The following is a 25,698-nucleotide window of genomic DNA, read 5'->3' on the forward strand; positions in this document are numbered from 1 at the left end:
CCGCCGCCCCGCGTCCGCATAGTGACGGCCATGACTTCTCTCGTACGCCACGTGACCTTCGACTGCGCCGACGCCCACAGGCTCGCCTCCTTCTGGGCCGAGGCGCTCGGCGGCACCCTGGGCGAGGACGACGTCCCCGGCGACCCCGAGGCGCTCGTCACGGCCGACGGCATCGGGCTCCTGTTCATCGCGGTGCCGGAGCCGAAGTCGGTCAAGAACCGCGTCCACCTCGACCTCCAGCCCCAGGACCGCACCCGCGACGAGGAGGCCGACCGGCTCGTCGCCCTGGGCGCCACGGTGGTCGCCGACCACCGCGAGCCGGACGGCACGGGCTGGATCCTCATGGCCGACGTCGAGGGCAACGAGTTCTGCGTGGAGCGCAGCGCCGAGGAGCGGGCCCGCACCGGGAAATAAATGGGTTGAGGGGTGCCGGGAGCCTGCCTAATGTGTGGTGCACACGAGAAGGGAGGTGGTTTGACAGATGTATGCAAACCGGACGCGTGAGGTGACTGCGGGCTGACGCCTGCCAGTCGCACTCTTTGTGCGGTGCCGGCATGACGCCGGCCGAATTCCCAAGCAGTCACCGACCCGCGGGCTCGCCGGTACGTCCGGCCGGCTCCTCTCCGGAGGAACCCGAGCCCGCGGGTTTCTGCATGCCCGGGCCCGCCCGCGTCAGGGTGCGAGCCGCTCCACGCGCCAGGCCCCGCCCTCCGCCGCGTACCGCAGCCGGTCGTGCAGCCGGTTCTCGTGGCCCTGCCAGAACTCGACGGTCTCGGGCGCGACCCGGAACCCGCCCCAGCCCTCGGGCACCGGGACATCGCTGCCCTCGGGGTAGCGGGCCGCCAACTCCTCGTAGCGCACGGTCAGTTCGTCCCGGGAGGCGATCACCGAGGACTGGGCGCTGGCCCAGGCGCCGAGCCGGGAGCCGTGCGGGCGGCTGCGGAAGTAGCGCTCGGTCTCGTCCCTCGGGACCCGGGAAGCGGTGCCCGTGACGATGACCTGGCGGGCCAGCTGGTGCCAGGGGAAGAGCAGTGAGGTGTACGGGTTCGCGGTCAGCTCGGCGGCCTTGCGCGAGGCGTAGTTGGTGAAGAAGACGAAGCCGTGCTCGTCGTAGGACTTCAGGAGCACGGTACGGGTGGAGGGGCGGCCGTCGGGGGTGGCGGTGGCGACGACCATCGCGTTGGGCTCGTGCAGTCCGCCGGCCACGGCCTCCTTGAACCAGCGGGCGAACTGCCCCAGGGGCGTGGGGGCCAGGTCCTCCTCGGCGAGGAGGGTGGTGCGGTACTGCTCGCGCATCGCTGCGGGGTCCAGGTCGGTCACCCGCCCATCCTGCCGCACCGGCGCCCGGGGCCCGGCGGGGGCGCAGTTTGCCCGCGACGGCGGGGCGTTAACCCTGCGCCGCCGAATTGGGGCAGTGTGCCGGATGTCACGCTTCCCCGCATCGGCGGAACCCGCCAAACTCTCGGCTGGGCCACTGTGGCCTCCATACACGCGTTGAGACCCCCGGCGGGATTCCTGACCGCCGTACGGGGCATGACCGAGGGACCCGGGGCGGCACGGCCCGCCCGCAGCCCGTCGTACACATCCTGAGGAGCCGCCAGATGTCCGACTTCGTACCCGGACTTGAGGGAGTCGTCGCGTTCGAGACGGAGATCGCCGAGCCGGACAAGGAGGGCGGCGCCCTTCGCTACCGGGGCGTCGACATCGAGGACCTGGTCGGACACGTCTCGTTCGGGAACGTGTGGGGCCTCCTGGTGGACGGGGCGTTCAACCCCGGCCTGCCGCCCGCCGAGCCGTTCCCGATCCCGGTCCACTCCGGGGACATCCGGGTGGACGTGCAGTCCGCGCTCGCCATGCTGGCGCCGGTGTGGGGCCTCAAGCCGCTGCTCGACATCGACGAGGCCACCGCCCGCGACAACCTGGCGCGGGCCGCGGTCATGGCGCTGTCGTACGTCGCCCAGTCGGCGCGCGGGCAGGGCCTGCCGATGGTGCCGCAGGGGGAGATCGACAAGGCGGAGTCCGTCGTCGAACGCTTCATGATCCGCTGGCGCGGCGAGCCCGACCCCAAGCACGTCAAGGCGGTGGACGCGTACTGGACGAGCGCCGCCGAGCACGGCATGAACGCCTCGACGTTCACCGCCCGGGTGATCGCCTCGACCGGCGCCGACGTCGCGGCCGCCCTGTCCGGCGCGGTCGGCGCGATGTCGGGCCCGCTGCACGGCGGAGCGCCCTCGCGGGTGCTCGGCATGATCGAGGAGATCGAGCGGACCGGGGACGCCACGGCGTACGTGAAGCAGGCCCTCGACAAGGGCGAGCGCCTGATGGGCTTCGGCCACCGCGTCTACCGCGCCGAGGACCCGCGCGCCCGGGTGCTGCGCCGCACCGCCAAGGAGCTGGCCGCGCCCCGCTTCGAGGTGGCCGAGGCACTGGAGAAGGCCGCGCTCGAGGAGCTGCACGCGCGGCGGCCCGACCGGGTGCTCGCGACGAACGTGGAGTTCTGGGCGGCGATCGTCCTGGACTTCGCGGAGGTGCCGGCGCACATGTTCACGTCGATGTTCACCTGCGCGCGCACCGCGGGCTGGTCGGCGCACATCCTGGAGCAGAAGCGGACGGGTCGTCTGGTGCGGCCCTCCGCCCGCTATGTGGGACCGGGTTCGCGCGAGCCGCACGCCATCGAGGGGTACGCGGACATCACCGACATCGCCCGCTGAGCTCGGGGCACGGAGCGGGGACCCTCGCGTGGAGTAGCCGCCCGGTCACTCGGCGCGACAGCGCGCGGTGGCCGACCTAGCGTTCGGGATGTCAGGTTTGTCCACCGAACGTGGAGTTCATAGTGAGCATCCTCCGCCGCGCCGCCGTTGTGGCCGCGCTTTCCGCCGCCGTGATAGTCCCCGCAGCCGCGACCGCCCAGGCCGCCCCGCAGGCAGCCCCGCGCGTCGCGGCGCACGACCGTGACGACGACGGTGGCCGCGAGCACCACCATCACCATCACCACTGGCACGACCACAGTCTGCTCGGCCTCGGTCTGCACCTGCTCTGACCGAAGCTCAACCGCACGGGCACGCGCCCGGAACACCTCGTTCCGGGCGCGTGCCCGTGTCGCGTCGGGTCCGGCGGCGTACGTTCATTCCACCGAGGGCACGAGGCCCATGAGCGGGGCGAGCGGGTCGGTGAGCTGGGAGAGCTGGCCCAGGTCGTTGAGGTGGCTGAGCCCGGCCAGCTGGTTCTTGACCTTGGGCAGCTGGGCCGCGTACGGGGCCGGGATGTTGCTCGTCGCGAGGGTGTCGAGCTCGCTGACCGGGTTGACCGGCTTCACCAGGGTGTCGAGCGGGCCCGCGGCGCTCGCGGTCGTCGCGGCGATGCCCGAGGCACCGGCGGCGACGGCAAGGACTGTGGCGATTCGTCGTGTTGAGATCACGCCTGCACAACGGGCCGCGACAGCACCGGACACGGGCGGCCCCCGCTCTCACCCGACAGGCCTACCCACTCGAACGGCCCCGCCCGGGCACGGCCGCGCCGAAGACAGCAGCTCCTGTCCGGGGGGAGTAGAGCCCCGGGCAGGAGCTGCTGGCGCACTGTCCGCGCCGCGACACGGATCCTGTTCCGCGCGGTCCAACGAACCGTGCGGAGAAACGTTCTGCCGGACGGCCGGGCTCGCCGCCCGCACCGGTGGCCGGGGGCGTACTACAGGCCGTTCGACCAGGCGTAAGTCTTCGGGACCGGATGCTTGTCGCCGTCCCGCGCGAAGACGAGGGCGATCTCGTCGTGCTCACGCAGCACGAGCGCCGCGGGATTCCCGGCCGCCCGGCGCCCGTTGACGTACGCCGTGAGATGGCGGCCGCCGCCCGCGTGCAGGCCGCCGATGCGCTTCGCGTCGAGCGGGACCCGCCACTCCGCCATGAACTGGCCGAGGGTGAACACGGCCTTGCGCGGCGACTCGACGTGGATCACGCCGCTGGTGTCGTGGGTGTGCAGCGGGCTGATCCGGCGGCGCGGCTCGTCGATGCCGATGGCGGCGGGGACGGTGACGGGCCGGCCGTCGACGAGGACGTCCAGATGGGTGTGGGTGTGCTGCACCACTCCCTCGGCCGGGAGCATCTCGAGACCCGCCGCCGCGACCGCGGCCGACGCGTCCGCCGGCGCGGGCCACGGCGGCAGCGCGTCCTGAGCCACGTCCACGCCGTGCGGGTCGGGCCGTACGGGCGCGGCCTTGGCGCCCCCGGCCGCGAGGGCCGAGACGGCCGCCACGGCGAGCAGCGCGGTGAGCGCCCGGCCGAGCGGGGCCACGGCGAGGACGTTCCTGGGCGGACGGGACATGTGCCAACTCCTGTACGTAGAGCGCTGCTTGGGCCTGCCGGGACTCAGAACGTCGCGGTCGCGGCGGGCGCGCCCTGGAGCGCGGGGGCGGTCACGCCGGCCTCGGGCAGGACGATGGCGGGGAGCCCGAACAGGGCGGTGCGCGGCTCGCTGAGCGGGGCGCCGAGGTCCGCGCCCGGGGTGATGGTGTGCAGCGTGGTGTCCGGGCTGACCAGGGCGGGGGTGCCGAGGTTGCGGCCGCTCAGCGGGTCGGGCACCGGCGTGTCGATCTGGGTGTTCGGCAGCGCGGACTCGACGGGGATCGCGGGGACCATGTTGTGCGGCAGCAGGTTGCCCTTCACATAGCGCGGGCCGTCCGGGGCGCCGGGGACGGGCAGCGGCAGGCCGGTGTGCAGGGTGGGGGCATCGAAGGGCAGGACCGTGTTCAGGGTGCCGAGGGGGACGGTGACCGGAACGGCGGGGGCTGCCGCGGCCGGTGCCACGGCGGCCGCGGTCGCCATGCATGCCATGATGCCCGCCAGGCCCGCGCGTGAAGTGATTCCCATGGGTGTTCTCTTCCTTCCCTGGTGGCCTACTCGGCCGTGTCTTTCAGCAAGAACGATCCCGGCGGCGGTATCACTGCAAAGTTCCCCTGCTTGCAGCAACGGGGACCCCGTGCGCGGGGCTTGGGGCCACGGGGCGTGCCCTCCGCCCGGCTCGTGCGTTGTAGGCGGCATGAACGTACGTCGATACCTCGCGGCCGCCGCGGCCGGAACCGCCCTCGCCGCCGTCATCGCCCCCTCCGCGCACGCCTTCGACCTCGGCGGCACCCTCAGCGGTGCGGCGCGCACCACCAGCGCCGCCGGTGCCCAGCTCAAGCCCGCCGCGAACAGCGTCGTCGGGGACAAGGTGGGCCAGAAGGTGACCGCGGTGAAGGACGGCGTGAAGGCCGGCGGCGAGGCGGTGAAGGCCGCCAACGACGCGGTCAAGGCCGGTCACGCCCTGGTCGGCTGACCCTCCCCTCGACCGCGACTCCCTTGTCCGACAGTGTTGTTCGACAGCCGCGCGGCGGCCAGGACGGTGCGAGCGTGACTCACCCCCGGACGGTACCGGCCCCCCGTGGCGCCTCGGCCGATCTCGCCGACCCGGCGTTCTGGAAGCAGCCGGCCGCACAACGCCTGGCGGTCTTCGCCGAGTTGAGGCAACGGCCCCGCCCGGTGTTCTTCACCGAACGCCGGGCCGGCCGGCGCCGCCCCGAGCAGGGCTTCTACGCCCTGGTCCGGCACGCCGACGTACTGAAGGCGAGCCGGCTCCCCCGGGTGTTCGCGAGCGCGCCGGGGGTCACGTCGCCGGAGCCGGCCCGCTGGGTGCGGGCCGTGTTCGGCGATTCGATGGTCAATCTCGACGGCGCCGACCACACCCGTCTCCGGCGCATCGTGCAGCAGGCGTTCACCCCGCGCCTGCTCGCCGCCACCGAGGTCAGCATCCGTGAGCTGGCCGTACGCATCGTGGACGACATGGTCGCCGAGCGGCCCGACGAGTTCGTCTCGGCGGTGGCGTCCCGGATGTCGTTCGAGGTCATCTGCGCGATGCTCGGCGTGCCCGACGCCTACCGCCGCCGCATCGCCCGCCAGATCGACCGGGCCTCCGAGCACGCCGGGGTGCGGCGCGGCATCGGCGCCCGGCTGATGAGCCCCGGCAAGGGGCTGCGGGCGCTGGCCCGGATGCAGCTGACGGTGGCCCGCCTCGGGCGCGAGCGGCGCAAGAACCCGACCGGCGACCTCATCTCGGCCCTGGTGTGCGCCGACGTTGACGGCCAGCGGCTGACATACCGTCAACTCGGCTCGTTCTTCTCGCTGTTGCTGGTCGCGGGCGTCGAGACGACCCGTAACGCCATCGCCCACGCCCTGTCCCTGCTGACCGACCATCCCGACCAACTGGCCCTGCTGCTGGACGACTTCGAGCGGTACGCGGACGGCGCGGTCGACGAGATCGTGCGCCACTCGACGCCCATCATCCAGTTCCGCCGGACCGTCACCACGCGCTATGTGCTCTCCGGACACACCTTCCTGCCCGGCGACAAGGTGATGCTCCTGTACGCGTCGGCCAACCGCGACGGGGACGTCTTCACCGAACCGGACGCCTTCGACATCACCCGGGACCCCAACCCGCACCTGGGCTACGGGGGCGGCGGCCCGCACTTCTGCCTGGGCGCGCACCTGGCCCGCCTGGAGATCAAGGCCGTACTGCGTGAACTGCTGACCCGGCCGCTGGCCGTACGCACGCTCGGCGAGCCGGAGTTGGGCACCTCCAACTTCGACCACCGGGTGCGCAAGCAGCGCTTCGCCTTCGACGTGCCCAGGCCGTGAACCGCCCGGCCGCCGCGCACCCTCACCGGGCGGGCGGCGTTGTACCGGGCATGAACACTCACCACCGCTTCAAGGCCGTCACCGTCGCCGCGTCCCTCCTGCTCCTGGCCGCCCCGGGCATCGCCGCCGCCGACAACGGGGTCGCCGGGCAGGGCAGCGTCAGCGAGTTCGGGCAGCCCAAGGTCCTCGGCGGCAAGGGCAAGATCGGCGAGACCCTGACCTCCGGCGTCGCCTCGCTGAGCGGGGCGCTCCAGCGCGGAGGCGCCGCCTCCCCGGGCCACTGACGCCCGGCCCCCGCCGCGCCGCCGCCCCCCGGGGCCCCGAGCGCTCCGCCCCGGCCGCCCGGACCGCGTGGAAGCCCGCACTGTGCGTGCTGGCGCTGCTGCTGTCGTTCCTCGTCCCGCTCGCCTCCGACAGCGGGCGTCAGGGGCCGGTGCCGCCCCCGTCCGGCAACGCGGCGAGCATCTTCACGGGCTCCGGCGGCGACGGCGTCGGCAGGCTCGCGGCGGCCGAGAAGTGGCGCGGCCGGGGCCCGCTGCTCGCGGGCCACACCTATCTGCCGGGCGGCACCTGGCACGACATCGAGGGGTCGCCGGCGCTGCTCGGCCCCTGGGCCCGCTGGCGTCACGAGCGCGCGGACCGCGTCTTCGTCCTCAATGTGCCGATGCTCGACCACAACGAGGACGGCCTGCCCGACGCGCGGGTGGCGAGCCTGCTCGGGCAGGGCGCCCGAGGCGCCTTCGACGGCCACTTCCGGGCGCTGGCCGAGCACCTGGTCCAGCTCCAACTTCCGGACACCATCGTGGTGTTGGCCTGGGAGATGAACGGGGTCACCTACACGCACCGGTGCGGCCCGGACCCGGCCGCGTGGCGGACGTACTGGCGTCGCGTCGTGACGGCGATGCGCTCGGTGGCGGGGCAGCGCTTCCGGTTCGACTTCGCGCCGAGCCGGGGACGCGACGCGGTGCCGTGGACCGAGTGCTACCCGGGGGACGCCTTCGTGGACATCCTCGGCATGGACGCGTACGACCAGCCCGCCGGCATGTCGTTCGCCCAGCAGGTCGAGGAGCCGTACGGGCTGCGGGCCCAGGTGGACTTCGCCGCCCGGCACCACAAGCCGGTCTCGTACCCGGAGTGGGGCCTGTTCCGCAACGGCGACGACCCGGCGTACGTGCGCGGAATGGCCGCCTGGTTCCGCAGATACCGGCCCGTCTACCAGACCCTGACCGACTACTGCCCGCACGGGCTGTGGGAGTGCGGCATCAACCCACGGGCGGCGCACGCCTATCGCGGCGCCCGGTGACCGCGCCCCGCGCCCTGTCCGGCGCTGGGCCGTGCGGGGGCCGGGGGCTGCGCCGGACGGGTTGTCTGTCGGCTGCGGCGCGCGTGGCCGGGGCGCCGGGGCGGGGCGGGTCCGACCCAATTACGCGTATCAGCATCTGATTCCCCCACCCCGCTCTCTCTGTTGAAGGGTCACAGGCATGGACAAGTTCTCGGGAACCGTGACGCGGGCCGCCCTCGCCGCGGCGCTCCTCTCCGTCCTTGGCACCGGGTACGCGGCACACGCCGCCGGCCACCCCGCCCCGGCCCCGCCGCAGCTCGCCCACGCCGGCGCCGACTCCAGGGCCTCGCTGCTCGGCGCGCTGAGCGTGGGCGCGGTCGTCACCGGCACGGCGGCGGTGGCCCTCTCCCGGCGCGCCTCGCGCAGCCGGTACGGCAAGTAGCGGCAAAGCCTGCGCCGATCGGGCCGTGCAGAACCGTTTTGCACGCAGGTGTCCGTTACCTATGCCCGATCGGCACGTTGAAGTGAAATGACGACTGCGTGTCTGCGGTCGCGTGTCCATATCAAGGAGAACTTTGATGTCTCGTATCGCGAAGACGGCCGCCGTCGTCGCCGGAGCAGGCGCCATGGCGCTGGCCGGTGCGGGTATTGCCTCCGCCGATGCTGGCGCCGAGGCCGTCGCTGCGAACTCCCCCGGAGTCCTTTCCGGCAACCTGCTCCAGGTTCCGGTGCACGTCCCGGTCAACCTCTGCGGCAACTCGGTCAACGTCATCGGTCTGCTGAACCCCGCGTTCGGCAACACCTGCGTCAACGCCGACAGCCACCACGAGGGCGGCTACGGGGGCTGAGTGCCCCCGCTCCGGCCGGGCGCCTCGCGGCGGCCCGGCCGGTCACGCACCACGGCAGTACCGCGGCCTCCCGGATCTCTCCCCCCGGGAGGCCGTCGCCGTGTCAGGCGTACCGGTAGATCCCGGTGTGGTCCAGCAGTGCCGCCGGCGGCACGTCCCACGGCGGCATCGGCTCGTGCAGGGCCGCCACCCGGCCGTGCTGGGGGTCTCCGGACGGCGGCGGCACATCCGGCAGATAGCGCTTGGACTTCGGGTGCGCGGCCTGCCAGCGCGACCACAGGCTGTCGATGTAGGCGTGGTGCAGCCAGAACACCGGGTCGTTGACGGAGGCCCCGCCCAGCATGACGCCGCTGACCCAGCGGTGCACCCGGTTGTGCATGCGGAAGCGGGCGCTGCCCGACATCCCCGTCGTCCAGCCCTCCATGCGGTTGCGGAACCCGGACTTGCTGGTGGAGTCCCAGGGCGCCACGTCGTACACCGGGTCGGCCAGCGTCCGGGCCACGTCGGCGACGACGGGCAGGTCCACGGGGTCCCTGGGGCGGCCCAGGTCCCGGGTCAGGAAGCGGCTCTCGGTGACGTCGACCGCGAGCTCCCACCTGCCGTGCCCGTACGCGAACGGCCCGGTCATGACCTGGAGGTCGCCGCGCCGGCCGTTGCCGCCCATGAAGTCCTCGGACCACAGCGAAGAGGCGGGCGAGCGGTCGCGCGTCCAGTCCCAATAGGGCACGGTCACACGGGGGTTGACCTTCTGCAGGGCCCGCTCGAACTCGAGCAGGAACTGGCGGTGCCAGGGCAGGAAGGACGGCGCCATGTGCGCGACCCGCAGCCCGTCGTCGCCGTCCGGGACGTAGAACTCGATGTGGATGCGCACGAACTCGTCGTAGGCGCCGCTGCGTTTGAGTTCGAGCACCGCGTTCACGAAGGCCTTGCGCTCGGCGCTCGTCAGGTTCCGCTGGTTCTTACGCGTGTACACCACGGCCCGCTCCCCCCTGGTGGCTGCCGTGCACGGGTACGGCGGCGAGCCTGGCGGGGCCCAGCTCGCGCGCGGCCGCGCGGGCGGCCTCACGTGCGGTGGCGTACGACTCGTAGTGGTCGACCGAGCTCAGATAGCTGCCGTCGGCACGCCGCATCAGGTCCAGCTGCCTGCCGTCCACGAACACGGCCACCTCGGCGCCGGCCGCCCGGAGCGGCCGGCCCTGGACGCGGTGTCCGGCGTACATCTCGTCGAAGGCGGCGCCCTCGTCGGGCTCCGGCCCGGCCGCGCCCGCGGGCTCGCCGTACGGGGTGGCGCCCGGGATGCGGGAGAGGGCCGCCGCGGTGAAGGCGGCGGTCGCCGAGACGAACGCGGCACGCAACAGGCCCCGACGGGCGAGCTGCCAGGCGGTGCGGGGCGGGGGCGCGCCGGGCCCCGCGGGTTCGGGGACGCGGCCCCGGGGGCGGGTGCGGCCCGGCCCCGATGGGCGCCAGAAGTGCGTCGCGTCGTTCATCGGCGTCTCCCTCGTGCTCGCCGGAGCGGACGGGTCCGGCACACACGTGGGCCCCGGAAACCGTGCTGGTTCCGGGGCCCGTCCAAACGTCCGCTCCTTGTCCGATGCCGGGTTCGACGACACCCGGAGTCGCAGGAAACGGCCGCCGCCGTCGGCGCGCGGCAGCCGGCGCTCCCCGGGCCGGTACTGGCTGCACGGCCCGGGGAGGCTTCAACCATGCGACTGGTCAGTCGGGTCAACGCCGACGGGCGGCCACCGTGGCGGCGGGTGCGGTCGATTCACGCGGTCGGAGCAACGTTCCTGCCGGGCTCAGCCGGTCCAGAAGTCCCACCAGCGGGTCAGGATCAGCATCCCGACGACCCCGATGTGCAGCACGGGCACCGCCCAGCCGAACTCGGCGAACAGGCTGCGTGCCCAACTCGGCGTGGACAGTGCGCCCTTGACGACATTGAGGCCGGTCACGCCCCAGAACAGCACGATGGTGGCGACCCACGCCAGGCAGCACCACAGGCACAGCGCGTTGATCCGGTACAGCGACTCGAACTGCAGCCAGCTGACGAACCCGACCCCGAGCAGCGCCCCCGCGTTGAGCGTCCGCCAGTACCAGTGCCCGAACCGGCCGCCGCCGAGCAGGCTCATGCCGGCACAGCCGACGATCCCGTACGCGACCAGGCCGAGCATCGGGTTGGGGAAGCCGAAGACGGAAGCCTGCGCGCTCTTCATGATGTTGCCGCAGGAGATCACCGGGTTGAGGCTGCACCCGGGTACGAAGTCGGGGTTCCGCAGCAGTTCGAACTCGTCGAGGGTGATGACCCACGAGGCGAGGAGGCCTGCCGCGCCGGCGAGGACGACCATCCAGGCGAAGCCCCGCCCGGCGCCGAAGGCGGCGACCGCGGGTGGGGGGCCGGACGAGTCGGTGGCGGGAGCCTGCTGCGGGATCGTCCCGGGGAGGGGCATGGCTTGCGTCTCCGTTCTCGTCCGGCGGTGGGGTGCGGTCAGCCGCGCAGGCGGCGGACGGGGAGCACGCAGTGGCCAGCGGTGGTGATGGTGTCCTCGTCGCCCGCGAACGCCTTCAACTGCTCGTCGCCGACGGCGATTCCGGGCACGCCCTCGGGCCAGGAGCGGGTGGCGAACATGAACTGGACGGTGCCGCGCTCCTCGGCGGCGGCCAGCCACTCGGGCGGCACCGGGCACTGGGCGTTGAGCGTCGGCATGGTCAGAACGGCCTGGCCGCCCTGGACGATGAGGGTCACCGGGAACGAGCCGCCCTGGGACTGGTCGACGACGCTGCCGGCCGGCATGCCGATCTCGTCGAGCAGCGACCGCGCCGCGGCCTCCGCACCCTCGGGGCCCTCGGCTCCGTCACCGAGGGAGTACGCCATGAGGAAGGGCACATCGCCGGATCCGTCGGGGGATTCACCGCTCCACGCGATGACGATGAGCGAGCCCAACAGGGCTGCCCTGGAAGGCTGTACGGCACTGGTGGCTGAAGTCATGCCGGGACTCTAGGACATTCCGGGCCGAGCCCTTCGCAGCTGTCACCCATCTGGATGAACCGTCCTTCACCGCTCTTCCCGGCCCCTCGCGCGGCCGCCCGCGCCCGGACGCAGCGAAGCGGCTCCGGGATCCCCAACTCCACGAAGCCGCTCACCATGAACCGCGCCGAACCGGCGTCAACCGGCCCTGTATCAGTCCGAGTTGACGCAGGTGTTGCCGAACGAGGGGTTCAGCAGACCGATGACGTCGACCGTGTTGCCGCAGACGTTGACCGGGACGTGGACCGGGACCTGCGCCATGTTGCCGGACAGGACGCCGGGCGAGTTGGCGGCCACGCCCTGCGCGCCCGCGTCGGCGAAAGCCGCACCGGAGGCGGCACCGGTGGCGAGACCGGCGGCGGCGAGGGCGAGAGCCGTCTTCTTGGCAGTGTTCATGATGGAACCTTCCATTCGGGGGTTGCCTCAGCGTAGGCAAATGGCCGGGAGCCGCCGGAAGCGAACACGCCGGGTTTATTGTCTTTCCCTCGTACAGCGCACGAAGGGCCGTACGGCCCATCAATTCACCGCCGGGAAAGACCCGTTCGTGTGCGGTCAGCCGCCGAGCGGAACTCCGCCGAGGAGCTGGCCCGGGTTGGGCGCCCCATTGGTCTTGTTGAGGTCGCGCGCCGTGCTGCCCACCGTGTGCAGCAGGGAGTCGTCCGACTTGGGGTCGAGCAGGTTGGTGCGGAGCGGCGACGCGTCGACCATGTTCGGCGCGGAGGACACGTTCTGGGCGATCGTGTCGAGGCCGCCGTTGAGGCTCATGGGCGGGAGGTCGCCGGCCGCGAAGGCCGGCGCCGCCGCCCCCACCACCGCGAGGGATCCGGCGAGTACGGCGGCAACCTTCATCGACTTCATCATCAATCCTTCCGCGGCGAGTTCCGTCGCCGAACCGTGCTGGTGCATGAATGCATTGCGCTGCTTCGACTTGGGTAACGACTCCCCGACGCCCGGGAAACTCTTCGGTACCGGATTCATGGCCTGCCACCCAATTGCGGGGACCCGCAGATACTCGTATGAGCTTTCATGAATTCCACTGCCCGGACGGCCAGTTGGCGGCGGCGGACAGCCGGGAGCGCCGGTCCCGTCGGTGACGGTCCGGCGCTCCGGGGGTACGGCTCAGGCGGGCAGCTTCGGCACGGCGTCCGTGGGCGCCTTGGGCACACCCGGCAGGTTGGGCACCGGCAGACCGCTGCCGGTCACGACGGCCAGGACGAGGCCGACGAGGCCGGTGACCACCGCGGTGGCCGCGGGAACGATGCCCCCGGCATTGGCACTGGTGACCGCCTTCAGGAGGTCGTCCACGCCCTTCTGGACCGCCGTGACGGCGTCGCCCTTGATGTCGTCCGGCGCGGGCGCCTGCTCCGGCCCGCCCAGCGGCACGGCCGGAAGACCCGAGGCGGCCGGCGGGATGGCCGGCGCGGCCGGGGGCTTGGCCGGGGCCACCGGCTTCACCGCGTCGAGGGCGCTCGTGGCCTTGCCTGCCAGCGCCGTGACGTCGGCCGGCGACCCGCCCTTGAGCACGCCGGTCAGCAGATCCGCGACGGGCGCGAGGGCCCCGCCGAGGCCGCTCAGCGTCCGGGCCTGGCCGAGCAGGGCGTCGGAACCCGGGACCGGCGCGTCGGCACGGACCGAGCGCGGGGGCGGGAAGTCGGCCGCCATCGCGGTCCCGGCGGACCCGACGACGATCGCGGTCGACAGGGCCACTGCGGCCAGGCGCCGCGGTGTTCGTGCACGCATGAAACGGTTCTCCTTCGGTGAGCGAGCGAGTTTCCCTCACCGTGCGCGCGCCCTTAACCCCTCGCAACCGCGTAGTCATCCTGAGCGACCATCAGACTTCCGCCACGCCGAGCCCAACTGGCACAACCCCCTGCCGGCACACCTGGGCGGCTACCGCCATCCGGGGCAGCGCGAAGCCCCGGCGGCTCCCTGGAGAGGAGCTGCCGGGGCTTCGGCGAGGAACTACTTGTTGATGCAGGTGTTGCCGAACGCGGGGTTCAGCAGACCGATGACGTTCACGGTGTTGCCGCAGACGTTGACCGGGATGTGGACGGGGACCTGCGCCATGTTGCCGGACAGGACGCCGGGGGAGTTGGTGGCCGCGCCGTGCGCACCGGCGTCGGCGGCGGCGATGCCGGCCCCACCGGCGATGGCGGCAACGGCAGCGGTGGACAGGACCAGGGCCTTCGCGGTACGCGACATGGAGAAGCACTCCTAGATTGAGAAAGTCATTGACCGGGTGTTTGTCACTCGACCTACACCTCAACGCGGACCCGGCCCCCCGGTTTTGCCCCTAACGGGTGAACCAGGGTTTTGGGGGCCGCGAATATGGCCAGGGGGCGCGTCCGGACCGATGCCGCGAGTCGCGGCCCGGTCCGGCGACGTCACCCCTGGGGACTACTTGTTGATGCAGGTGTTGCCGAAGTTCGGGTTCAGCAGACCGATCACGTTCACGGTCAGGCCGCAGGCGTTGACCGGGACGTGCACCGGGACCTGGAGCAGGTTGCCCGACAGGACGCCGGGCGAGTTGGCGGCCACGCCCTGCGCACCGGCGTCGGCGCTGGCCATGCCCGCACCGAGCATCACGACGGCGGCGCCGGCGCCCGCCGACACGACAGACTTTGCAATTCGATTCATCGCTTTTTCCTTTCGGGTGGAGATGGGGCCACCGATACAACGACCGTGTCGTCAATGGGATACGCACGATCGCCCGAAGGGGACACTCCGTCCACACATTCCTGACCGGACCGGGTTGTAAATACGGTTACAGTTGCCCCCCGCCGGGCCGCGCCACGTATGAGATCTTCGGCGGCCGGAGCGCCGCCCATACGGAATTCAAGAGCGGCCGCACTACGGGGAGAGCCCCGCGGCACCTTTGTTCAGCTTTCTTTTCGAGCGCCAGGACCGGAGTGACCGCGCATGCCGACGAGAGCGAACACCCCCGGGGGGCCCGATGGGCCGGGGTCCGGAGGGCAGTTGAGTGTCCTGCACCTGGTTCAGCCCGTTGAGGGGGGCGTAGCCCGAGTCGTCACGGACTTGGTGCGGGACCAGCTGCGCAGCGGATTCCGGGTCACCGTGGCATGCCCCGAGGGAGGCCCGTTGAGCAACGAACTGACGCGTCTGGGTGCCCGGGTGCACCCGTGGCGGGCCACCCGCTCGCCCGGCCCCGCGCTGCTCGGCGAGACCCTGCGGGCGGGCCGGCTCATCCGGCGGGTGCGCCCCGACGTGATCCACGCCCACAGCGCCAAGGCCGGCGTCGCGGCCCGGCTCGCGGCACGCGGCCGGGTGCCCACCGTCTTCCAGCCGCACGCCTGGTCGTTCGAGGCCGTCGGCGGCATCACCGCGCTGCTCTCCCGGGGTTGGGAGCGCGCCGCCGTGCGCTGGACCGCGCGGATCGTGTGCGTCAGCGAGGGCGAGCGGGCCACCGGGGTGCGGGCCGGTGTGGTCGCGCCCTGCTCGGTGATCCCCAACGGTGTGGACCTGGACCACTACCGGGCCGCCGACGAGGCCCCGCCCGCCCAGGGCGCGCCGCTGGTCGTGTGCGTCGGACGGCTGTGCCGCCAAAAGGGCCAGGACGTCCTGCTCGCCGCCTGGCAGCAGGTGCGCGCGGCCGTACCCGGCGCGCACCTCGTCCTGGTCGGCGACGGCCCGGACCTCGCGGCGCTGCGTACGGCCGCGCCCGGCTCGGTCTCCTTCGTCGGCTCGGTCGGCGACACCGCCTTCTGGTACCGGGCCGCCGACCTGGTCGTGCTGCCCTCCCGCTGGGAGGGGATGGCGCTCGCGCCCCTGGAGGCGATGGCGTGCGGCCGGCCGGTGGTGGTCACCGACGTCGGGGGATCCGCCGAGAGCCTGCCGCCCGGGCAGGCCCCGCTCTGCCTCGTACCGCCGGACGCACCGGGCGAGTTGGCGGCCGCGATGACGCGACTGCTGACGGACCCCGCGCTGCGCACCGATCTGGCCCGCCGGGGCCACGCCCACGTATCCACCACCCACGACGTGCGGCAGACGGCCCGAAGCATCGCGGAGGTGTACCGCGACGTGGCCGTTCTGCAGCGCTCCGAGCACAGGGAACCCATCAGCCAGTGACCGCGGAAAGCATCGTCCCTTCCGCCGGGGGGCCGCCCCACGGGACCGGGATGTCATCGGGAACCGTTTCGGTGGTCACGCCCCGCGAGGCGCCGGACCACTTCGCCTTCGTGGCCGGGCGGCCGCGCTCCGTCAGCCCGTTCGTGTCCGTGCTGCTCGCGACGGACTGCGCGGCCGGGCTGCTCGGCCTGCTCGCGCTGCCGTACACCGGCCTCCCGCCGGGCCCCGCCGGGCTGCTCGTGGCCGGCGTGCTCGCGCTCAACGCCCAGGCCGGGCTCTACCGGCCGACGATGGCACGGGGGGTGCTCGCCGATGTGCCCGCGCTCTTCGTCCGCACCCTGATCGCCTGGTGCCTGCTCGCCACCGTCCTCACCCGCCAGAGCTCCCTGGTCCACGAGCCGAACGCCGCGCCCCTCACGGTGGCGGCGGTGGCGGCCGGCTGCGCCATCCACACCCTGGTGAGCTGCGCGGGGCGCGGCGGCGCGCTGTGGCTGCGCCGCCGCCAGGGCGCCCGCAGGCCCCGCCCCGCCCTGGTGGTGGGCCCGGCGGCCAGCGCCGTACGGGTCACCGCCGCGCTCGCGCGCCGGGCGGGCGGCGGCATCCGGCCGGTCGGGGTGGTCGTGCCGCCTGCCGAGGCCTCCGTCGAGGCCGGGGTGCCGGTGCTGCGCAGCCTGGAGGAGGTCCAGCGCGCCGTCATCCAGAACGGGGTGCAGGACTGCCTGTTCACCTACGCCCCCGAGACCACAACTCCCGTACCCCCGGCCTTTCTTGAGGCCATGGGCTGCACCCTGTGGCAGCTCGATACGCGGGCGCCCGGGCAGACCGTGCCGCGCCAGCAGGCGGACGAGCTGGCCGCCTTCCCCTGCCACCCGCTGACCAGCACCCCCGCCTCCGCCCCCGGCCTCTTCTTCAAGCGGCTCGCCGACCTGGCCCTCACCCTGCCCGCGCTGATCGTCGCCGCCCCCGTCCTCGCGGTGTGCGCGCTGGTCCTCCGCCGCAGCGACGGGCCGGGCGTGCTGTTCCGGCAGGAGCGCATCGGGGTCGGCGGGCGGGCGTTCACCCTGCTCAAGTTCCGCACCCTGCGCCCCGACACCGCGCACGAGGCCGCCACCCGCTGGAACATCGCCGACGACCAGCGGATGAGCCGCGCCGGGAACTTCATGCGGCGCACCTCCCTGGACGAGCTGCCCCAGCTGTGGAACGTGATCCGGGGCGACATGAGCCTGGTGGGCCCGAGGCCCGAACGCCCCTATTTCGTCGCCCAGTTCAGCCAGGCACACCCCGGCTACGCGGCCCGGCACCGGATGCCCGTCGGGCTCACCGGCCTTGCCCAGGTGCAGGGGCTGCGCGGGGACACCTCGATCGAGGACCGGGCGCGCTACGACAACTACTACATCGACCACTGGTCGCTGTGGCAGGACCTGTGCATCCTGCTGCGCACCGCCGTCTGCCTCGTCCGCCCGACAGGGAGCTGAGCGTGCACGCCGTCGCGGCCGCGCCGCCGCTGCCGCTGCCCGCCCCGTCGCGCCGGGCCGCGCACCTGCTGCCCCTGCTCGCCGTGATCACCCTGCTCGCCACTCCCCCGCTGGGCGGCGACGGCTCGGCCACCGCCGCCGACGCGGCCTGCGGAGTGCTCGTGGTGTGGGCGTTCCTGCGGGTCCTGCGCTCGGGCGAACGGCCGCTGAGCCGCCGGGCCGCGATCGTCATGGGCCTTCCGGTGACCGGGATCTGCGTGGCCGCGATGGGCGCCGCCGACCCCGGCACCGCGATCGCCGGGCTCGGCCGCTACCTCCAGATCTTCGTGCTCGTGCCGCTGGCCGTGCTGCTCCTGCTGCGCGACCGCGACGACTTCCGGCTCGCGGCCGCTGCCGTGGTGGCGCTCGCCCTGTTCGAGGGCGGCGTCGGCGTCCAGCAGTTCCTGACCCACACCGGCGCCTCCTACATGGGCGAGGACATCCGGGCCGTCGGCACCTTCGGCGCCTCCGACATCATGGGCATGGCCACCGTGGTGTCCTGCGGGCTGCTCTGCGCGCTCGGCCTCGCCCTCGACCCGGCGCCCGGCGCGAGCCGCACCCGGCGCCGGGCGGCGCTCGGCTGCGCGGCCCTGCTGCTGCTGCCGCTCGCGGTGTCGTTCAGCCGGGGCGCCTGGATCGCGACGACCGCCGCCGTCTGCGCGCTGCTGCTGCTCTCCGGGGTGCGCCGCGCGCTCGCCGTCCTCGCGGTCACCGCGGCGGCCACCGTCGTCCTGGTCGGCGTGAGCGGGTCCGGCACCCAGATGCTCCAGGAGCGGCTCGCCAGCATCACCCAGGTCGAGAGCGCCCCCGACCAGTCCGTCACCGACCGGTACACCATGTGGGCGGCAGCGGAACTGATGTGGCGTCAAAGTCCACTCACCGGCGTCGGGTTGAAGGGATTCCCGGAGCACCGGGACTCCAGCTCCTCGCTCGCCCTGTCGTCGGGCAGCGACACCGCGGGCGCGGGCGCCGCCTTCAAGCGCCAGCCCCTGCTCTCGCCGCACAACATGTACCTCCTCGTCCTGAGCGAGCAGGGCCTCATCGGCGTGGTCACCCTCGTCGGCGGCTGGGCCGCCCTCCTGGTCACCGGGGTCCGCCGACTGCACCGGGCACGGAAGGCGCGTACCGCGATGGACTGCGGTCTGGTCGCCACCGGGCTGCTGACCTGGCTGCTCGTCGACTTCTTCTACGGTGACATCGGCGGCCCCTCCACCGCCCTGACCGCGCTGGTCCTGGGCCTCGCCGCCTGGTGGGGCCTTGGCCGAGGGGCGGCGCGCCCGTGACGGAGACCGCCCCGCCGCTGCTCCCGGCGCCCGCCGCGCCTCCCGAACCCGGCACGTCCGGGCGGCTGTTGGCGCGCGCCGCGTTCCTCACCGCCGTCCTCACCGTCGCCGGGGCACTGCTCGGACTGCTGCGCGACCAGGCCTTCGCGCACGTCTTCGGCGCCGACACCGACACCGACGCCTTCCTGGTCGCCTGGACGGTCCCGGAGGTCGCGGCCACCCTGCTGATCGAGGACGGCCTGGCCTTCGTCCTGGTGCCCGCGTTCAGCCTCGCCCTGGTCGGCCGGGGCCGGCACGCGGGCCCCGACCCGGTACGCGCCCTGGTCGCGGCCACGCTGCCCCGGCTGATGCTGGCCCTGGCCGCGGGCGCCGCCGTGCTGATCGCGGCGGCCCCCGCCGTGGTCGCCGTCCTCGCGCCCGGCCTGCCCGCCACCGGTCTCGCCGTCGACTGCACGCGCCTCACCGCGACCTGCGTGTTCAGCTTCGGACTCACCGGCTACTGCAGCGCCGCCCTGCGCGGACACGGCCGCTTCCTCGCGCCCGCCTCGATCTACGTGGCGTACAACGTGGGCATCATCGGGCTGCTCCTGCCGCTCGGCGGGGCCTGGGGGGTGCGGGCCGCGGCGGCCGGGGTCGCGCTCGGCGGCGTCCTCATGGTGGTCGTCCAGGTACCGGCGCTGTGGCGCAGCTGGCGGCAGCGGGAGGCGGCCGTCGCGCTGCCCGCCGCGCGCGTGCCCGACGGGCAGGCGCCCCGGGCGCTGCGGCTCGCGCTGGTCGCCCCGGTGGTGGTGTTCGCGCTCAGCCGCCAGACACAGGTCCTCATCGAGCGCTTCCTCGCCGCGCCGCTGCCCGCCGGGGCCATCTCGCACCTGAACTACGCCCAGAAGGTGGCGCAGATGCCGATGGTGCTCTCCCTGATGCTGTGCACGGTCACCTTCCCCGTCATCGCGCGCGCCCTCGCGGCGGGCGACACCGAGCGGGCCAGGCGCCGGGTGGAGAGCGACCTGATCGTGGCCGGCACCATCGTGCTGCTCGGCGCCTCGGTGGTGGTGGCCTGCGCGCCCGAGATCATCCAAGTCCTTTTCCAGCGCGGCGCGTTCACCCTCCACGACACCGACGCGACCGCCGACGTCATGCGGGTGTACGCGCTCGGCCTGCTCGGCCAGACCCTGGTCGGGGTGCTCGCCCGCTCGTACTTCTCCGAGGCCCGCCCCCTGTGGTACCCGGCCTGCGCCATGCTGGCCGGCCTCACCGCGACGGCCGTCGCGGGCGCGCTCGCCGTACCGGTGTGGGGCGCCCCCGGCATCGCCGCCGCCAACGCGCTCGGCATCTCGCTGACCGCGCTGCTGCTGCTCTGGGGCAGCGGCCGGCGCCGTACCGCCCTCTCGGTGCGCTGGGTGGGCGGACAGCTGGCCCGGCTCGTCGTGGCCGGCTCCGTCGCCACCGCCGCCTGCTGGTGGGGGGCGACCCTCACCCCAAGTCCCTTGTCCGCTCTGGTCATTGGGTCCGTCTTCGCCGTCGTGGCGTTCACCGCCACGGCCCGGCTGCTGCGGGTCCGGGAGTTCTGTCTGCTGTTCCGTCCCGTCACACGAAAGCTCTGGCATGCCCGTTGACACGGCAGTCGGCGACCCGAGGGGTCCACTGACTGGTTCGAGACCGCGCCCCGCCGCACCGCTGTGGGTGGCCATGTACCACTCGGTGACCCACACCACGGACGATCCGTACCACATCACCGTCTCGCCGCCCCGCCTCGAACGCCAGCTGCGCTGGCTGCGCGGGCACGGCCTGAAGGGGGTGAGCATGGCCGAACTGCTGCGCGCCCGGGCGTCCGGCACCGCCCGGGGCCTGGTCGGGCTCACCTTCGACGACGGCTACGCCGACTTCACCACCGAGGCCCTGCCGCTGCTCCGCCGCCACGAGTGCACGGCCACCGTGTTCGTGCTTCCCGGGCTGCTCGGCGGCGTCAACGACTGGGATCCGCTGGGCCCGCGCAAGCCGCTGCTCGACGAGCGCGGCATCCAGCAGGCCGCCACCTGGGGCATGGAGGTCGCCTCGCACGGCCTGCGCCACCTGGATCTGACCCACACCGACGAGGACACCCTGCACCGCGAGGTGCGGGAGAGCCGAAAGCTGCTGCACGACCTCACCGGGCACGAGGTGACCGGCTTCTGCTACCCGTACGGGGCCGTCGACGTACGCGCCGTCGACGCGGTCCGCGCGGCCGGCTACACGTACGCCTGCGCGATCGACCCCGGCCCGCTGACCGGCCGCTACGCGCTGCCCCGCGTCCACGTCGGCGAGCGCGACAACGGCTGGCGCCTGCACCTCAAGCGCGGCCTGCACCGCTGGCGCCGGGACGAGCCGGCCGACCTCCCGGAGGGCACGTGAAGGTCCTGCACGTCATCACCGGCCTCGGCGTGGGCGGCGCCGAGCAGCAACTGCGTTTGCTGCTGCGGCACTTGCCGTACGAGTCCGACGTGGTGACCCTCACCAACCCCGGCACCGTGGCCCGCGCGATCGTCCGCGAGGGCGGCCGGGTGCGCAACCTCGACATGGCGGGCAACCGCGACCTGGCCGCGCTGCCCCGGCTCACCAAGCTGATCGCGCGCGGCCGCTACGACGTGGTCCACACCCATCTGTACCGGGCCTGTCTGTACGGCCGCCTCGCGGCGAAGCTCGCCCGGGTCCGTACGATCGTGGCCACCGAGCACTCCCTGGGCGAGGCCCGCATCGAGGGGCGTCCGCTCGGGGCCGGGGTGCGCCGCCTCTACCTCGCGAGCGAGCGGCTCGGCACCACGACGGTCGCCGTGTCCCCCACCATCGCGCACCGCCTCGCCCGCTGGGGCGTGCCCGAGCGCCGCATCCAGATGGTGCCGAACGGGGTCGACGCGGCCCAGTTCGCCTTCAGCCCCGCCGCCCGCGCCGCCGTACGCCGCCAACTCGGCCTGCCCGCAGGAGCGTTCGTGGTCGGCGCGGTCGGCAGGCTCGCCGCGGGCAAGCGGTTCCACACCCTCATCGACGCGATCGCCGAACTCCCCGACGCCTGGCTGGTGTTCGCGGGCGGCGGCGAGCAGGAGCAGCCCCTGCGGGCCCGCGCCGAGCGGCTCGGGGTGGCCGCCCGGGTGGTGTTCGCGGGCGAGTGCGTCCAGGACGGCACCACCCCGGCGGGCCACCGCCCCAGCCTGGCCGGGGTGCTCTCGGCCGTGGACTGCCTGGCCTCGCCGTCCGGCGAGGAGGCGTTCGGCCTGGCCGTCGTGGAGGGCCTGGCCGCCGGGCTCCCGGTCGCGTACGTGACCTGCCCGGCGATCGACGACCTGCCGGCGGCCTCGGCGCCCGGCGCGCTCCGCACGGGCCGCACCGCCGCCGCGTTCACCGCCGCCCTGGGCGAACTCCGGCGCGCCGGCCGCCCCCGCCTTCCCGTGCCCGACGCGGTGCGCCGCTACTGCGTGACCGCGACCTCGGCCCAGCTGGTCCGGGTGTACGAGGCGGCCGCGGCCCGGGCGCCGCTGCCGCACCCCGCGTACGCCCCGGCACCGGACGCGGGGGCACCCGCCCCGGCGGGCCCCGCGCCGGCCGCGCCGACGCACACCTCCCCGACGAACTCCGCGACGAACTCCCCGATGAACTCCTCGGAGAAAGAAGAGTCCAGATGAGCAGATTCTCCGGCCCGCGGCAGCGTCAGAGCGCCCGCGGCCCGCGCGCCCGGTCGCTGCCGCGCTGGTGGCCGCTGCCCGTGTGCGCGCTGCTCGGCGCGACGGCCGGCGGCCTGTACGGCGCGGTGAAGACACCGGAGTACAGCGCGACCAGCTATGTGGTGGTCACCCCCGGCGAGAAGTCGGACCCGTCGGTCGCCCTCGGCTTCGCCCAGGCCTACGGCCGGGTCGCGACCGAGGTCGCCGTCATCGGCGACGCCCAGATCTGGGCGGGGGTGAGCGAGACCATGCTCCGCAACAGCGTGCAGACCGCGACCTCCCCCGACGCCCCGATGATCGCGATCACCGCCACCTCGGGGCGGGCCGCGGACGCGGCGGGCATGGCGAACGCGGTGGCCCGCGCGCTGACCCTGAACGGCACCCACACCCAGGCCGACACCGGGGTGCGGGTCGTGCAGTTCTCGCGCGCCGTCAAGCCGCTCGCCCCCTCCTCCCCATCGGCGGGACTGACCGCCCTGGTCGGCGGCTGCGCGGGCGGTCTGCTCGGCGGCCTCGGCCTGCTCGCCCGGCCGCGCCGCCGCCCCGAGGACGCGCCGGAGACCGAGCGCGCGGCCTCGGTGCCGAGCCCGGCCGGGGCGGCGTCCGTACCGCAGGAGGTCGGCTAGTGTCCGGCCTGCGCGTGGAGGTGTGCGCCGACGACCTCCGCTTCGCCGACCTCGCCGCCAACTGGCTCCAACTGCATCGCAGTTGCGCTGCCGCGACCCCCTTCCAGAGTCACGCCTGGCTGCACTCGTGGTGGCTCTCGTACGGGGTGCGCGGGCGGCTGCGGGTCCATCTCGCCCACAAGGACGGCCGGTTGGTGGGCGCGGCCCCGCTGATGCGGGTGCTGCGCCCGCTGCCGGCCCTCGTCCCGCTCGGCGGCCCCATCTCCGACTTCACGGACGTACTCCTGGCCGACGACTGCGCCGAGGAGGCCGCGGCCGCCCTCACCGGCGCCCTGATGCGCTCGGCACGCGGCGCCCTGATCGACCTCGGCGAGGTGCGGCCGGGCGCCGGAGCCGAGCTGCTGCACGCCAACTGGGCTGGCCCGAAACACCAGTTGACGGACTCCCGCTGCCTGGAGCTGCCCGTCGCCGGCATGGACACCCTGCTTGGCCGGCTGCCCAACAACCGCGCCCAGCGGGCCCGCGCCAAGCTCCGCAAGATCGACGCGCTGGGCATCGAGCAGCGCGACGTACCGCCGGAGGAGGTGCCCGGCGCGCTGCGTACGCTGCTCGAACTGCACGGGCTCCAGTGGCAGGGGCGCGGGGTGACGCGCGAGCACCTGCGGCCCCGCTTCGAGGAGCACCTGGCGCGCGCGGTGGGCGAGATGACCCGGCAGGGCGACGCGGTGGTCACCGAGTTCCGCCTCGACGGCGAGGTCGTCGCGTCCGATCTGACCCTGCTCTCACCGGCCCTCGCGGGCGGCTATCTGTACGGGGCCCACCCCGGCCTGCGCGGCCGCAAGGTGGACGTGGCCACGATGCTGCTGCGGTCGTGCGCCCAGCGGATCGACGGCAGCGGCCGCGGCGCGCTGAGCATGCTGCGCGGTAACGAGCCGTACAAGCAGCACTGGCGGCCCGAGGTGCGGGTCAACCAGCGGTTCCTGCTCGCACGGCGGCGCACCCTGCCGCTGCTGTGGGCCGGCGTTCTGCACGCGCGGCTGCGGCGCCGGGCGGGCGCCGCGCTGCGGGCACTGCGGCAGTGGCGGGACGACCGGGGCCGCCCCGCCACGGAGGCCTCGGGGCCGTCAGCTCCTGCGTGAGAACCAGTCGAGGCGCATGCAGAGCTTGCCTCCCATCCAGTACTCGACCCAGGCGCCGAGGTCGATCGGCGAACACTTGCCGGACGGCACCGAACCGACCGGGGTGGCCGGGATGGCCGGAGTGGCCGGCTTCGGGCTCGGGCTCGTGACCGGGCTCGTGCTCGGAGCCGGCGCCGTGCTCGGGCTGGTGCTCGGGTTCGGGCTCGGCAGGGTCGAGGGCTGGGGGCTGGTCGTCGGGGCCGGGTTGGGGGACACCGGGGGCTGGGTGGGCTCGGTGCGGCCGTACAGGAGCGAGCGGTAGAGCTCCGACGCACGCGGGTTGTCCGAGCACCCCCACACGCCGTGCGGGCAGTAGTCGGTGATCGTGTTGTACACCGGCTTGTGCGCGTCCATCCAGGCCAGCATGCGCCGCATGTACTCGGCGTTGTCCCCGTTGCGGAAGAGCCCCCACTCCGGGTACGAGATCGGCTTCTTGTGGGCGGCCGCGAAGTCGACGTGCTGCTGCAGCCCGTACGGCTCCTTGATCTGCTTGTCGAAGTCCACTCCGCGCGGCTGGTCGTAGGAGTCCATGCCGATGATGTCGACGAGGTCGTCACCCGGGTAGCACTCGGTCCACGGCACGGCGTCACGCCCTCGGCTCGGCGTGAAGTCGAAGCGGAACTTCTGCCCCGGCACCGAACGCATCGTGGTCACCGCGTTCTTCCAGTACTTCTTCCACGCCGCCGGGTCCGGCCCGCAGCGGTGGGTGTACGTGGTGCCGTTCATCTCCCAGCCGAGCACGATCACGGTGTCCGGGATCTTGAGGTCGACCAGCCGCTCGGCCAGCCGCTTGAAGTGCGCGTCGAAGTCCCCGGCGGCACCTCTCGCCAGCAGGTGGCGCACCCGGACGTCGGGGATCTCGGCCTCGTTCAGCGCCTGCATCGGCACGTTGAGGACGAGGGTGCGGTCGGCGCGCTCCCTGCGCCAGGTGGCCCAGTCGTCCAGGAACCCGGCCCGGCCCTCGATGTCCGACCACGTGTTCCCGGGCAGATAGGTGTGCCCGACCTTGATGTCGGTCCCGCCGAGCCACTTCTGCAGCGCGGCGATGCGCCGTACACCGAGGGTGCCGGAGTCCAGGAAGGCGCCGAAGTCCGCGGTGGCGGGGTGGGCGGGGGCGGCGGGCTGGGCGGGGGGAGGGTCGGCGCCGCTCCCCGGTCGTTGTACGTCGACGCCGGGCGCCAGTGCCAGACTGAAAAGGGCACCCGCCGCCAGAACACTCGTAGTGAAGGTGGCCGCTCTATGACGTCGCCGACGCATGTGCGCTCCCTTGGTTCTGAGGCCTCCCCGGATTCCCGGTTGGAAAATATTCTTATTGCGCCGATAGGGAAGATAAGCAGCGAACGCGATAAGCCGCCCGAAAGGGTGTATGCCGGATTCCCTCCCGCCACAGGGTCCCCTGAGGCCCCCTCAGATCCGGCCCCGGCGGGGGCGAATGCGCCACCGTTCCGGTCATGCGGGCACGCCGAAGGGCCCGGCTCCCGAGAGGGAGCCGGGCCCTTCGA

31 protein-coding genes are annotated in these 25,698 nt (G+C 73.4%); 17 read left to right on the top strand and 14 right to left on the bottom strand.

What is annotated here, in order from left to right; translation table 11 throughout:
* Positions 1–30 precede the first annotated feature (30 nt).
* Positions 31–414 carry a VOC family protein gene (locus ACFYZA_RS16970; RefSeq protein WP_382582017.1) on the top strand — a complete coding sequence of 128 codons (384 nt, stop codon included), beginning with the start codon at positions 31–33 and terminating at the stop codon, positions 412–414.
* A gap of 258 nt (positions 415–672) precedes the next feature.
* Here ACFYZA_RS16970 and pdxH read toward each other — a convergent pair whose 3' ends face one another.
* Positions 673–1,296, bottom strand: a complete 624-nt coding sequence (gene pdxH, locus ACFYZA_RS16975; RefSeq protein ID WP_382582682.1) for a pyridoxamine 5'-phosphate oxidase — start codon at positions 1,294–1,296, stop codon at positions 673–675.
* Between the two features lie 305 nt (positions 1,297–1,601).
* Here pdxH and ACFYZA_RS16980 point away from each other — a divergent pair, with 305 nt between their 5' ends.
* Complete coding sequence (locus tag ACFYZA_RS16980; RefSeq protein ID WP_382582020.1) at positions 1,602–2,711, top strand: citrate synthase 2; 1,110 nt, start codon at positions 1,602–1,604, stop codon at positions 2,709–2,711.
* 122 nt (positions 2,712–2,833) lie between these two features.
* On the top strand, positions 2,834–3,040 hold the full coding sequence (locus ACFYZA_RS16985) for a hypothetical protein (RefSeq protein WP_388491176.1): 207 nt from the start codon (positions 2,834–2,836) through the stop codon (positions 3,038–3,040).
* A gap of 84 nt (positions 3,041–3,124) precedes the next feature.
* On the opposite strand, the gene ACFYZA_RS16990 is transcribed toward ACFYZA_RS16985, so the two are convergent.
* The 3 genes from ACFYZA_RS16990 to ACFYZA_RS17000 form a co-directional block, all read right to left on the bottom strand.
* Positions 3,125–3,418 (bottom strand): hypothetical protein, encoded by a 294-nt coding sequence (locus ACFYZA_RS16990; RefSeq protein WP_382582026.1) that lies wholly within the window; start codon positions 3,416–3,418, stop codon positions 3,125–3,127.
* 266 nt (positions 3,419–3,684) lie between these two features.
* On the bottom strand, positions 3,685–4,317 hold the full coding sequence (locus tag ACFYZA_RS16995; protein WP_382582029.1) for a hypothetical protein: 633 nt from the start codon (positions 4,315–4,317) through the stop codon (positions 3,685–3,687).
* 44 nt (positions 4,318–4,361) lie between these two features.
* Positions 4,362–4,862, bottom strand: a complete 501-nt coding sequence (locus ACFYZA_RS17000; protein WP_382582032.1) for a hypothetical protein — start codon at positions 4,860–4,862, stop codon at positions 4,362–4,364.
* 169 nt (positions 4,863–5,031) lie between these two features.
* On the opposite strand from ACFYZA_RS17000, the gene ACFYZA_RS17005 reads away from it, so the two are divergent.
* From ACFYZA_RS17005 to ACFYZA_RS17030, 6 genes are all read left to right on the top strand, one after another.
* Positions 5,032–5,310: a hypothetical protein gene (locus ACFYZA_RS17005; RefSeq protein ID WP_100573950.1), complete on the top strand. Its 279-nt coding sequence runs from the start codon at positions 5,032–5,034 to the stop codon at positions 5,308–5,310.
* A gap of 74 nt (positions 5,311–5,384) precedes the next feature.
* Positions 5,385–6,665, top strand: coding sequence for a cytochrome P450 (locus ACFYZA_RS17010; protein ID WP_388491179.1), 1,281 nt, complete (start codon positions 5,385–5,387; stop codon positions 6,663–6,665).
* A gap of 50 nt (positions 6,666–6,715) precedes the next feature.
* The gene (locus ACFYZA_RS17015; protein WP_382582038.1) at positions 6,716–6,949 is read left to right on the top strand and encodes a hypothetical protein; all 234 of its coding nucleotides are present in this window, start codon (positions 6,716–6,718) and stop codon (positions 6,947–6,949) included.
* Positions 6,950–7,035: 86 nt separating this feature from the next.
* Positions 7,036–7,968: a glycoside hydrolase family 26 protein gene (locus ACFYZA_RS17020; protein WP_388491182.1), complete on the top strand. Its 933-nt coding sequence runs from the start codon at positions 7,036–7,038 to the stop codon at positions 7,966–7,968.
* 178 nt (positions 7,969–8,146) lie between these two features.
* Positions 8,147–8,389, top strand: coding sequence for a hypothetical protein (locus ACFYZA_RS17025; RefSeq protein ID WP_382582043.1), 243 nt, complete (start codon positions 8,147–8,149; stop codon positions 8,387–8,389).
* Between the two features lie 136 nt (positions 8,390–8,525).
* The gene (locus ACFYZA_RS17030; RefSeq protein ID WP_382582046.1) at positions 8,526–8,795 is read left to right on the top strand and encodes a chaplin; all 270 of its coding nucleotides are present in this window, start codon (positions 8,526–8,528) and stop codon (positions 8,793–8,795) included.
* Between the two features lie 103 nt (positions 8,796–8,898).
* Here ACFYZA_RS17030 and ACFYZA_RS17035 read toward each other — a convergent pair whose 3' ends face one another.
* The 9 genes from ACFYZA_RS17035 to ACFYZA_RS17075 all read right to left on the bottom strand — a co-directional run bounded on the left by ACFYZA_RS17035 (position 8,899) and on the right by ACFYZA_RS17075 (position 14,454).
* The gene (locus tag ACFYZA_RS17035) at positions 8,899–9,771 is read right to left on the bottom strand and encodes a tyrosinase family protein (RefSeq protein ID WP_388491185.1); all 873 of its coding nucleotides are present in this window, start codon (positions 9,769–9,771) and stop codon (positions 8,899–8,901) included.
* Entirely contained in the window at positions 9,755–10,282 is a 528-nt protein-coding gene (locus ACFYZA_RS17040) for a tyrosinase family oxidase copper chaperone (RefSeq protein WP_388491187.1), read from the bottom strand. The genes ACFYZA_RS17035 and ACFYZA_RS17040 overlap by 17 nt, the downstream gene beginning before the upstream one ends.
* A gap of 309 nt (positions 10,283–10,591) precedes the next feature.
* Positions 10,592–11,239, bottom strand: a complete 648-nt coding sequence (locus ACFYZA_RS17045; RefSeq protein WP_388491189.1) for a vitamin K epoxide reductase family protein — start codon at positions 11,237–11,239, stop codon at positions 10,592–10,594.
* A 38-nt stretch (positions 11,240–11,277) separates the two neighbouring features.
* A complete protein-coding gene (locus tag ACFYZA_RS17050; RefSeq protein ID WP_382582057.1) occupies positions 11,278–11,778 on the bottom strand; it encodes a DUF5949 family protein in 501 nt (166 codons plus the stop codon).
* A 192-nt stretch (positions 11,779–11,970) separates the two neighbouring features.
* Positions 11,971–12,213 (bottom strand): chaplin, encoded by a 243-nt coding sequence (locus ACFYZA_RS17055; RefSeq protein WP_382582060.1) that lies wholly within the window; start codon positions 12,211–12,213, stop codon positions 11,971–11,973.
* Positions 12,214–12,369: 156 nt separating this feature from the next.
* Positions 12,370–12,723 carry a hypothetical protein gene (locus ACFYZA_RS17060; RefSeq protein WP_382582063.1) on the bottom strand — a complete coding sequence of 118 codons (354 nt, stop codon included), beginning with the start codon at positions 12,721–12,723 and terminating at the stop codon, positions 12,370–12,372.
* A gap of 213 nt (positions 12,724–12,936) precedes the next feature.
* Positions 12,937–13,557: a hypothetical protein gene (locus tag ACFYZA_RS17065; RefSeq protein ID WP_388491192.1), complete on the bottom strand. Its 621-nt coding sequence runs from the start codon at positions 13,555–13,557 to the stop codon at positions 12,937–12,939.
* 222 nt (positions 13,558–13,779) lie between these two features.
* The gene (locus tag ACFYZA_RS17070) at positions 13,780–14,019 is read right to left on the bottom strand and encodes a chaplin (protein WP_100573938.1); all 240 of its coding nucleotides are present in this window, start codon (positions 14,017–14,019) and stop codon (positions 13,780–13,782) included.
* A gap of 195 nt (positions 14,020–14,214) precedes the next feature.
* A complete protein-coding gene (locus ACFYZA_RS17075) occupies positions 14,215–14,454 on the bottom strand; it encodes a chaplin (protein WP_167159057.1) in 240 nt (79 codons plus the stop codon).
* Positions 14,455–14,736: 282 nt separating this feature from the next.
* Between ACFYZA_RS17075 and ACFYZA_RS17080 the strand changes: the two genes are divergently transcribed.
* The 8 genes from ACFYZA_RS17080 to ACFYZA_RS17115 are packed head-to-tail and all read left to right on the top strand — an operon-like array spanning position 14,737 to position 24,157.
* Positions 14,737–15,903, top strand: coding sequence for a glycosyltransferase family 4 protein (locus tag ACFYZA_RS17080; RefSeq protein WP_388491195.1), 1,167 nt, complete (start codon positions 14,737–14,739; stop codon positions 15,901–15,903).
* Between the two features lie 50 nt (positions 15,904–15,953).
* Positions 15,954–17,378 carry a sugar transferase gene (locus ACFYZA_RS17085; RefSeq protein ID WP_382582073.1) on the top strand — a complete coding sequence of 475 codons (1,425 nt, stop codon included), beginning with the start codon at positions 15,954–15,956 and terminating at the stop codon, positions 17,376–17,378.
* Between the two features lie 2 nt (positions 17,379–17,380).
* Positions 17,381–18,700, top strand: a complete 1,320-nt coding sequence (locus ACFYZA_RS17090; RefSeq protein WP_388491198.1) for an O-antigen ligase family protein — start codon at positions 17,381–17,383, stop codon at positions 18,698–18,700.
* Positions 18,697–20,313, top strand: a complete 1,617-nt coding sequence (murJ, locus tag ACFYZA_RS17095) for a murein biosynthesis integral membrane protein MurJ (protein WP_388491201.1) — start codon at positions 18,697–18,699, stop codon at positions 20,311–20,313. The genes ACFYZA_RS17090 and murJ overlap by 4 nt, the downstream gene beginning before the upstream one ends.
* Entirely contained in the window at positions 20,303–21,088 is a 786-nt protein-coding gene (locus tag ACFYZA_RS17100) for a polysaccharide deacetylase family protein (protein WP_382582082.1), read from the top strand. The genes murJ and ACFYZA_RS17100 overlap by 11 nt, the downstream gene beginning before the upstream one ends.
* The gene (locus tag ACFYZA_RS17105) at positions 21,085–22,353 is read left to right on the top strand and encodes a glycosyltransferase (RefSeq protein WP_382582085.1); all 1,269 of its coding nucleotides are present in this window, start codon (positions 21,085–21,087) and stop codon (positions 22,351–22,353) included. The genes ACFYZA_RS17100 and ACFYZA_RS17105 overlap by 4 nt, the downstream gene beginning before the upstream one ends.
* Entirely contained in the window at positions 22,350–23,018 is a 669-nt protein-coding gene (locus tag ACFYZA_RS17110; protein WP_382582088.1) for a lipopolysaccharide biosynthesis protein, read from the top strand. Before ACFYZA_RS17105 ends, ACFYZA_RS17110 begins: the two co-directional genes overlap by 4 nt.
* Positions 23,018–24,157, top strand: a complete 1,140-nt coding sequence (locus ACFYZA_RS17115) for a GNAT family N-acetyltransferase (RefSeq protein ID WP_382582091.1) — start codon at positions 23,018–23,020, stop codon at positions 24,155–24,157. The genes ACFYZA_RS17110 and ACFYZA_RS17115 overlap by 1 nt, the downstream gene beginning before the upstream one ends.
* Here the strand turns inward: ACFYZA_RS17115 and ACFYZA_RS17120 are convergent.
* The gene (locus ACFYZA_RS17120) at positions 24,143–25,453 is read right to left on the bottom strand and encodes a glycosyl hydrolase (protein WP_388491205.1); all 1,311 of its coding nucleotides are present in this window, start codon (positions 25,451–25,453) and stop codon (positions 24,143–24,145) included. The two genes, ACFYZA_RS17115 and ACFYZA_RS17120, sit on opposite strands and share 15 nt — an antisense overlap.
* Between the last annotated feature and the right edge of the window lie 245 nt (positions 25,454–25,698).

Source organism: Streptomyces sp. NPDC001828, from assembly GCF_042892175.1.
In the GTDB taxonomy this organism is placed as follows: domain Bacteria; phylum Actinomycetota; class Actinomycetes; order Streptomycetales; family Streptomycetaceae; genus Streptomyces.

What these genes read in the sequence shown, in the direction of transcription:
- ACFYZA_RS16970 (WP_382582017.1), top strand. Translation starts at nt 31, where the DNA reads ATGACTTCTCTCGTACGCCACGTGACCTTCGACTGCGCCGACGCCCAC.
- ACFYZA_RS17045 (WP_388491189.1), bottom strand. Translation starts at nt 11,239, where the DNA reads ATGCCCCTCCCCGGGACGATCCCGCAGCAGGCTCCCGCCACCGACTCG.
- ACFYZA_RS16995 (WP_382582029.1), bottom strand. Translation starts at nt 4,317, where the DNA reads ATGTCCCGTCCGCCCAGGAACGTCCTCGCCGTGGCCCCGCTCGGCCGG.
- ACFYZA_RS17080 (WP_388491195.1), top strand. Translation starts at nt 14,737, where the DNA reads ATGCCGACGAGAGCGAACACCCCCGGGGGGCCCGATGGGCCGGGGTCC.
- ACFYZA_RS17040 (WP_388491187.1), bottom strand. Translation starts at nt 10,282, where the DNA reads ATGAACGACGCGACGCACTTCTGGCGCCCATCGGGGCCGGGCCGCACC.
- ACFYZA_RS17075 (WP_167159057.1), bottom strand. Translation starts at nt 14,454, where the DNA reads ATGAATCGAATTGCAAAGTCTGTCGTGTCGGCGGGCGCCGGCGCCGCC.
- ACFYZA_RS17000 (WP_382582032.1), bottom strand. Translation starts at nt 4,862, where the DNA reads ATGGGAATCACTTCACGCGCGGGCCTGGCGGGCATCATGGCATGCATG.
- ACFYZA_RS17025 (WP_382582043.1), top strand. Translation starts at nt 8,147, where the DNA reads ATGGACAAGTTCTCGGGAACCGTGACGCGGGCCGCCCTCGCCGCGGCG.
- ACFYZA_RS17005 (WP_100573950.1), top strand. Translation starts at nt 5,032, where the DNA reads ATGAACGTACGTCGATACCTCGCGGCCGCCGCGGCCGGAACCGCCCTC.
- ACFYZA_RS17065 (WP_388491192.1), bottom strand. Translation starts at nt 13,557, where the DNA reads ATGCGTGCACGAACACCGCGGCGCCTGGCCGCAGTGGCCCTGTCGACC.
- ACFYZA_RS17100 (WP_382582082.1), top strand. Translation starts at nt 20,303, where the DNA reads ATGCCCGTTGACACGGCAGTCGGCGACCCGAGGGGTCCACTGACTGGT.
- ACFYZA_RS17070 (WP_100573938.1), bottom strand. Translation starts at nt 14,019, where the DNA reads ATGTCGCGTACCGCGAAGGCCCTGGTCCTGTCCACCGCTGCCGTTGCC.
- ACFYZA_RS17030 (WP_382582046.1), top strand. Translation starts at nt 8,526, where the DNA reads ATGTCTCGTATCGCGAAGACGGCCGCCGTCGTCGCCGGAGCAGGCGCC.
- ACFYZA_RS17050 (WP_382582057.1), bottom strand. Translation starts at nt 11,778, where the DNA reads ATGACTTCAGCCACCAGTGCCGTACAGCCTTCCAGGGCAGCCCTGTTG.
- ACFYZA_RS17060 (WP_382582063.1), bottom strand. Translation starts at nt 12,723, where the DNA reads ATGCACCAGCACGGTTCGGCGACGGAACTCGCCGCGGAAGGATTGATG.
- ACFYZA_RS17120 (WP_388491205.1), bottom strand. Translation starts at nt 25,453, where the DNA reads ATGCGTCGGCGACGTCATAGAGCGGCCACCTTCACTACGAGTGTTCTG.
- ACFYZA_RS16980 (WP_382582020.1), top strand. Translation starts at nt 1,602, where the DNA reads ATGTCCGACTTCGTACCCGGACTTGAGGGAGTCGTCGCGTTCGAGACG.
- ACFYZA_RS17015 (WP_382582038.1), top strand. Translation starts at nt 6,716, where the DNA reads ATGAACACTCACCACCGCTTCAAGGCCGTCACCGTCGCCGCGTCCCTC.
- ACFYZA_RS17055 (WP_382582060.1), bottom strand. Translation starts at nt 12,213, where the DNA reads ATGAACACTGCCAAGAAGACGGCTCTCGCCCTCGCCGCCGCCGGTCTC.
- ACFYZA_RS17085 (WP_382582073.1), top strand. Translation starts at nt 15,954, where the DNA reads ATGTCATCGGGAACCGTTTCGGTGGTCACGCCCCGCGAGGCGCCGGAC.
- pdxH (WP_382582682.1), bottom strand. Translation starts at nt 1,296, where the DNA reads ATGCGCGAGCAGTACCGCACCACCCTCCTCGCCGAGGAGGACCTGGCC.
- ACFYZA_RS17110 (WP_382582088.1), top strand. Translation starts at nt 22,350, where the DNA reads ATGAGCAGATTCTCCGGCCCGCGGCAGCGTCAGAGCGCCCGCGGCCCG.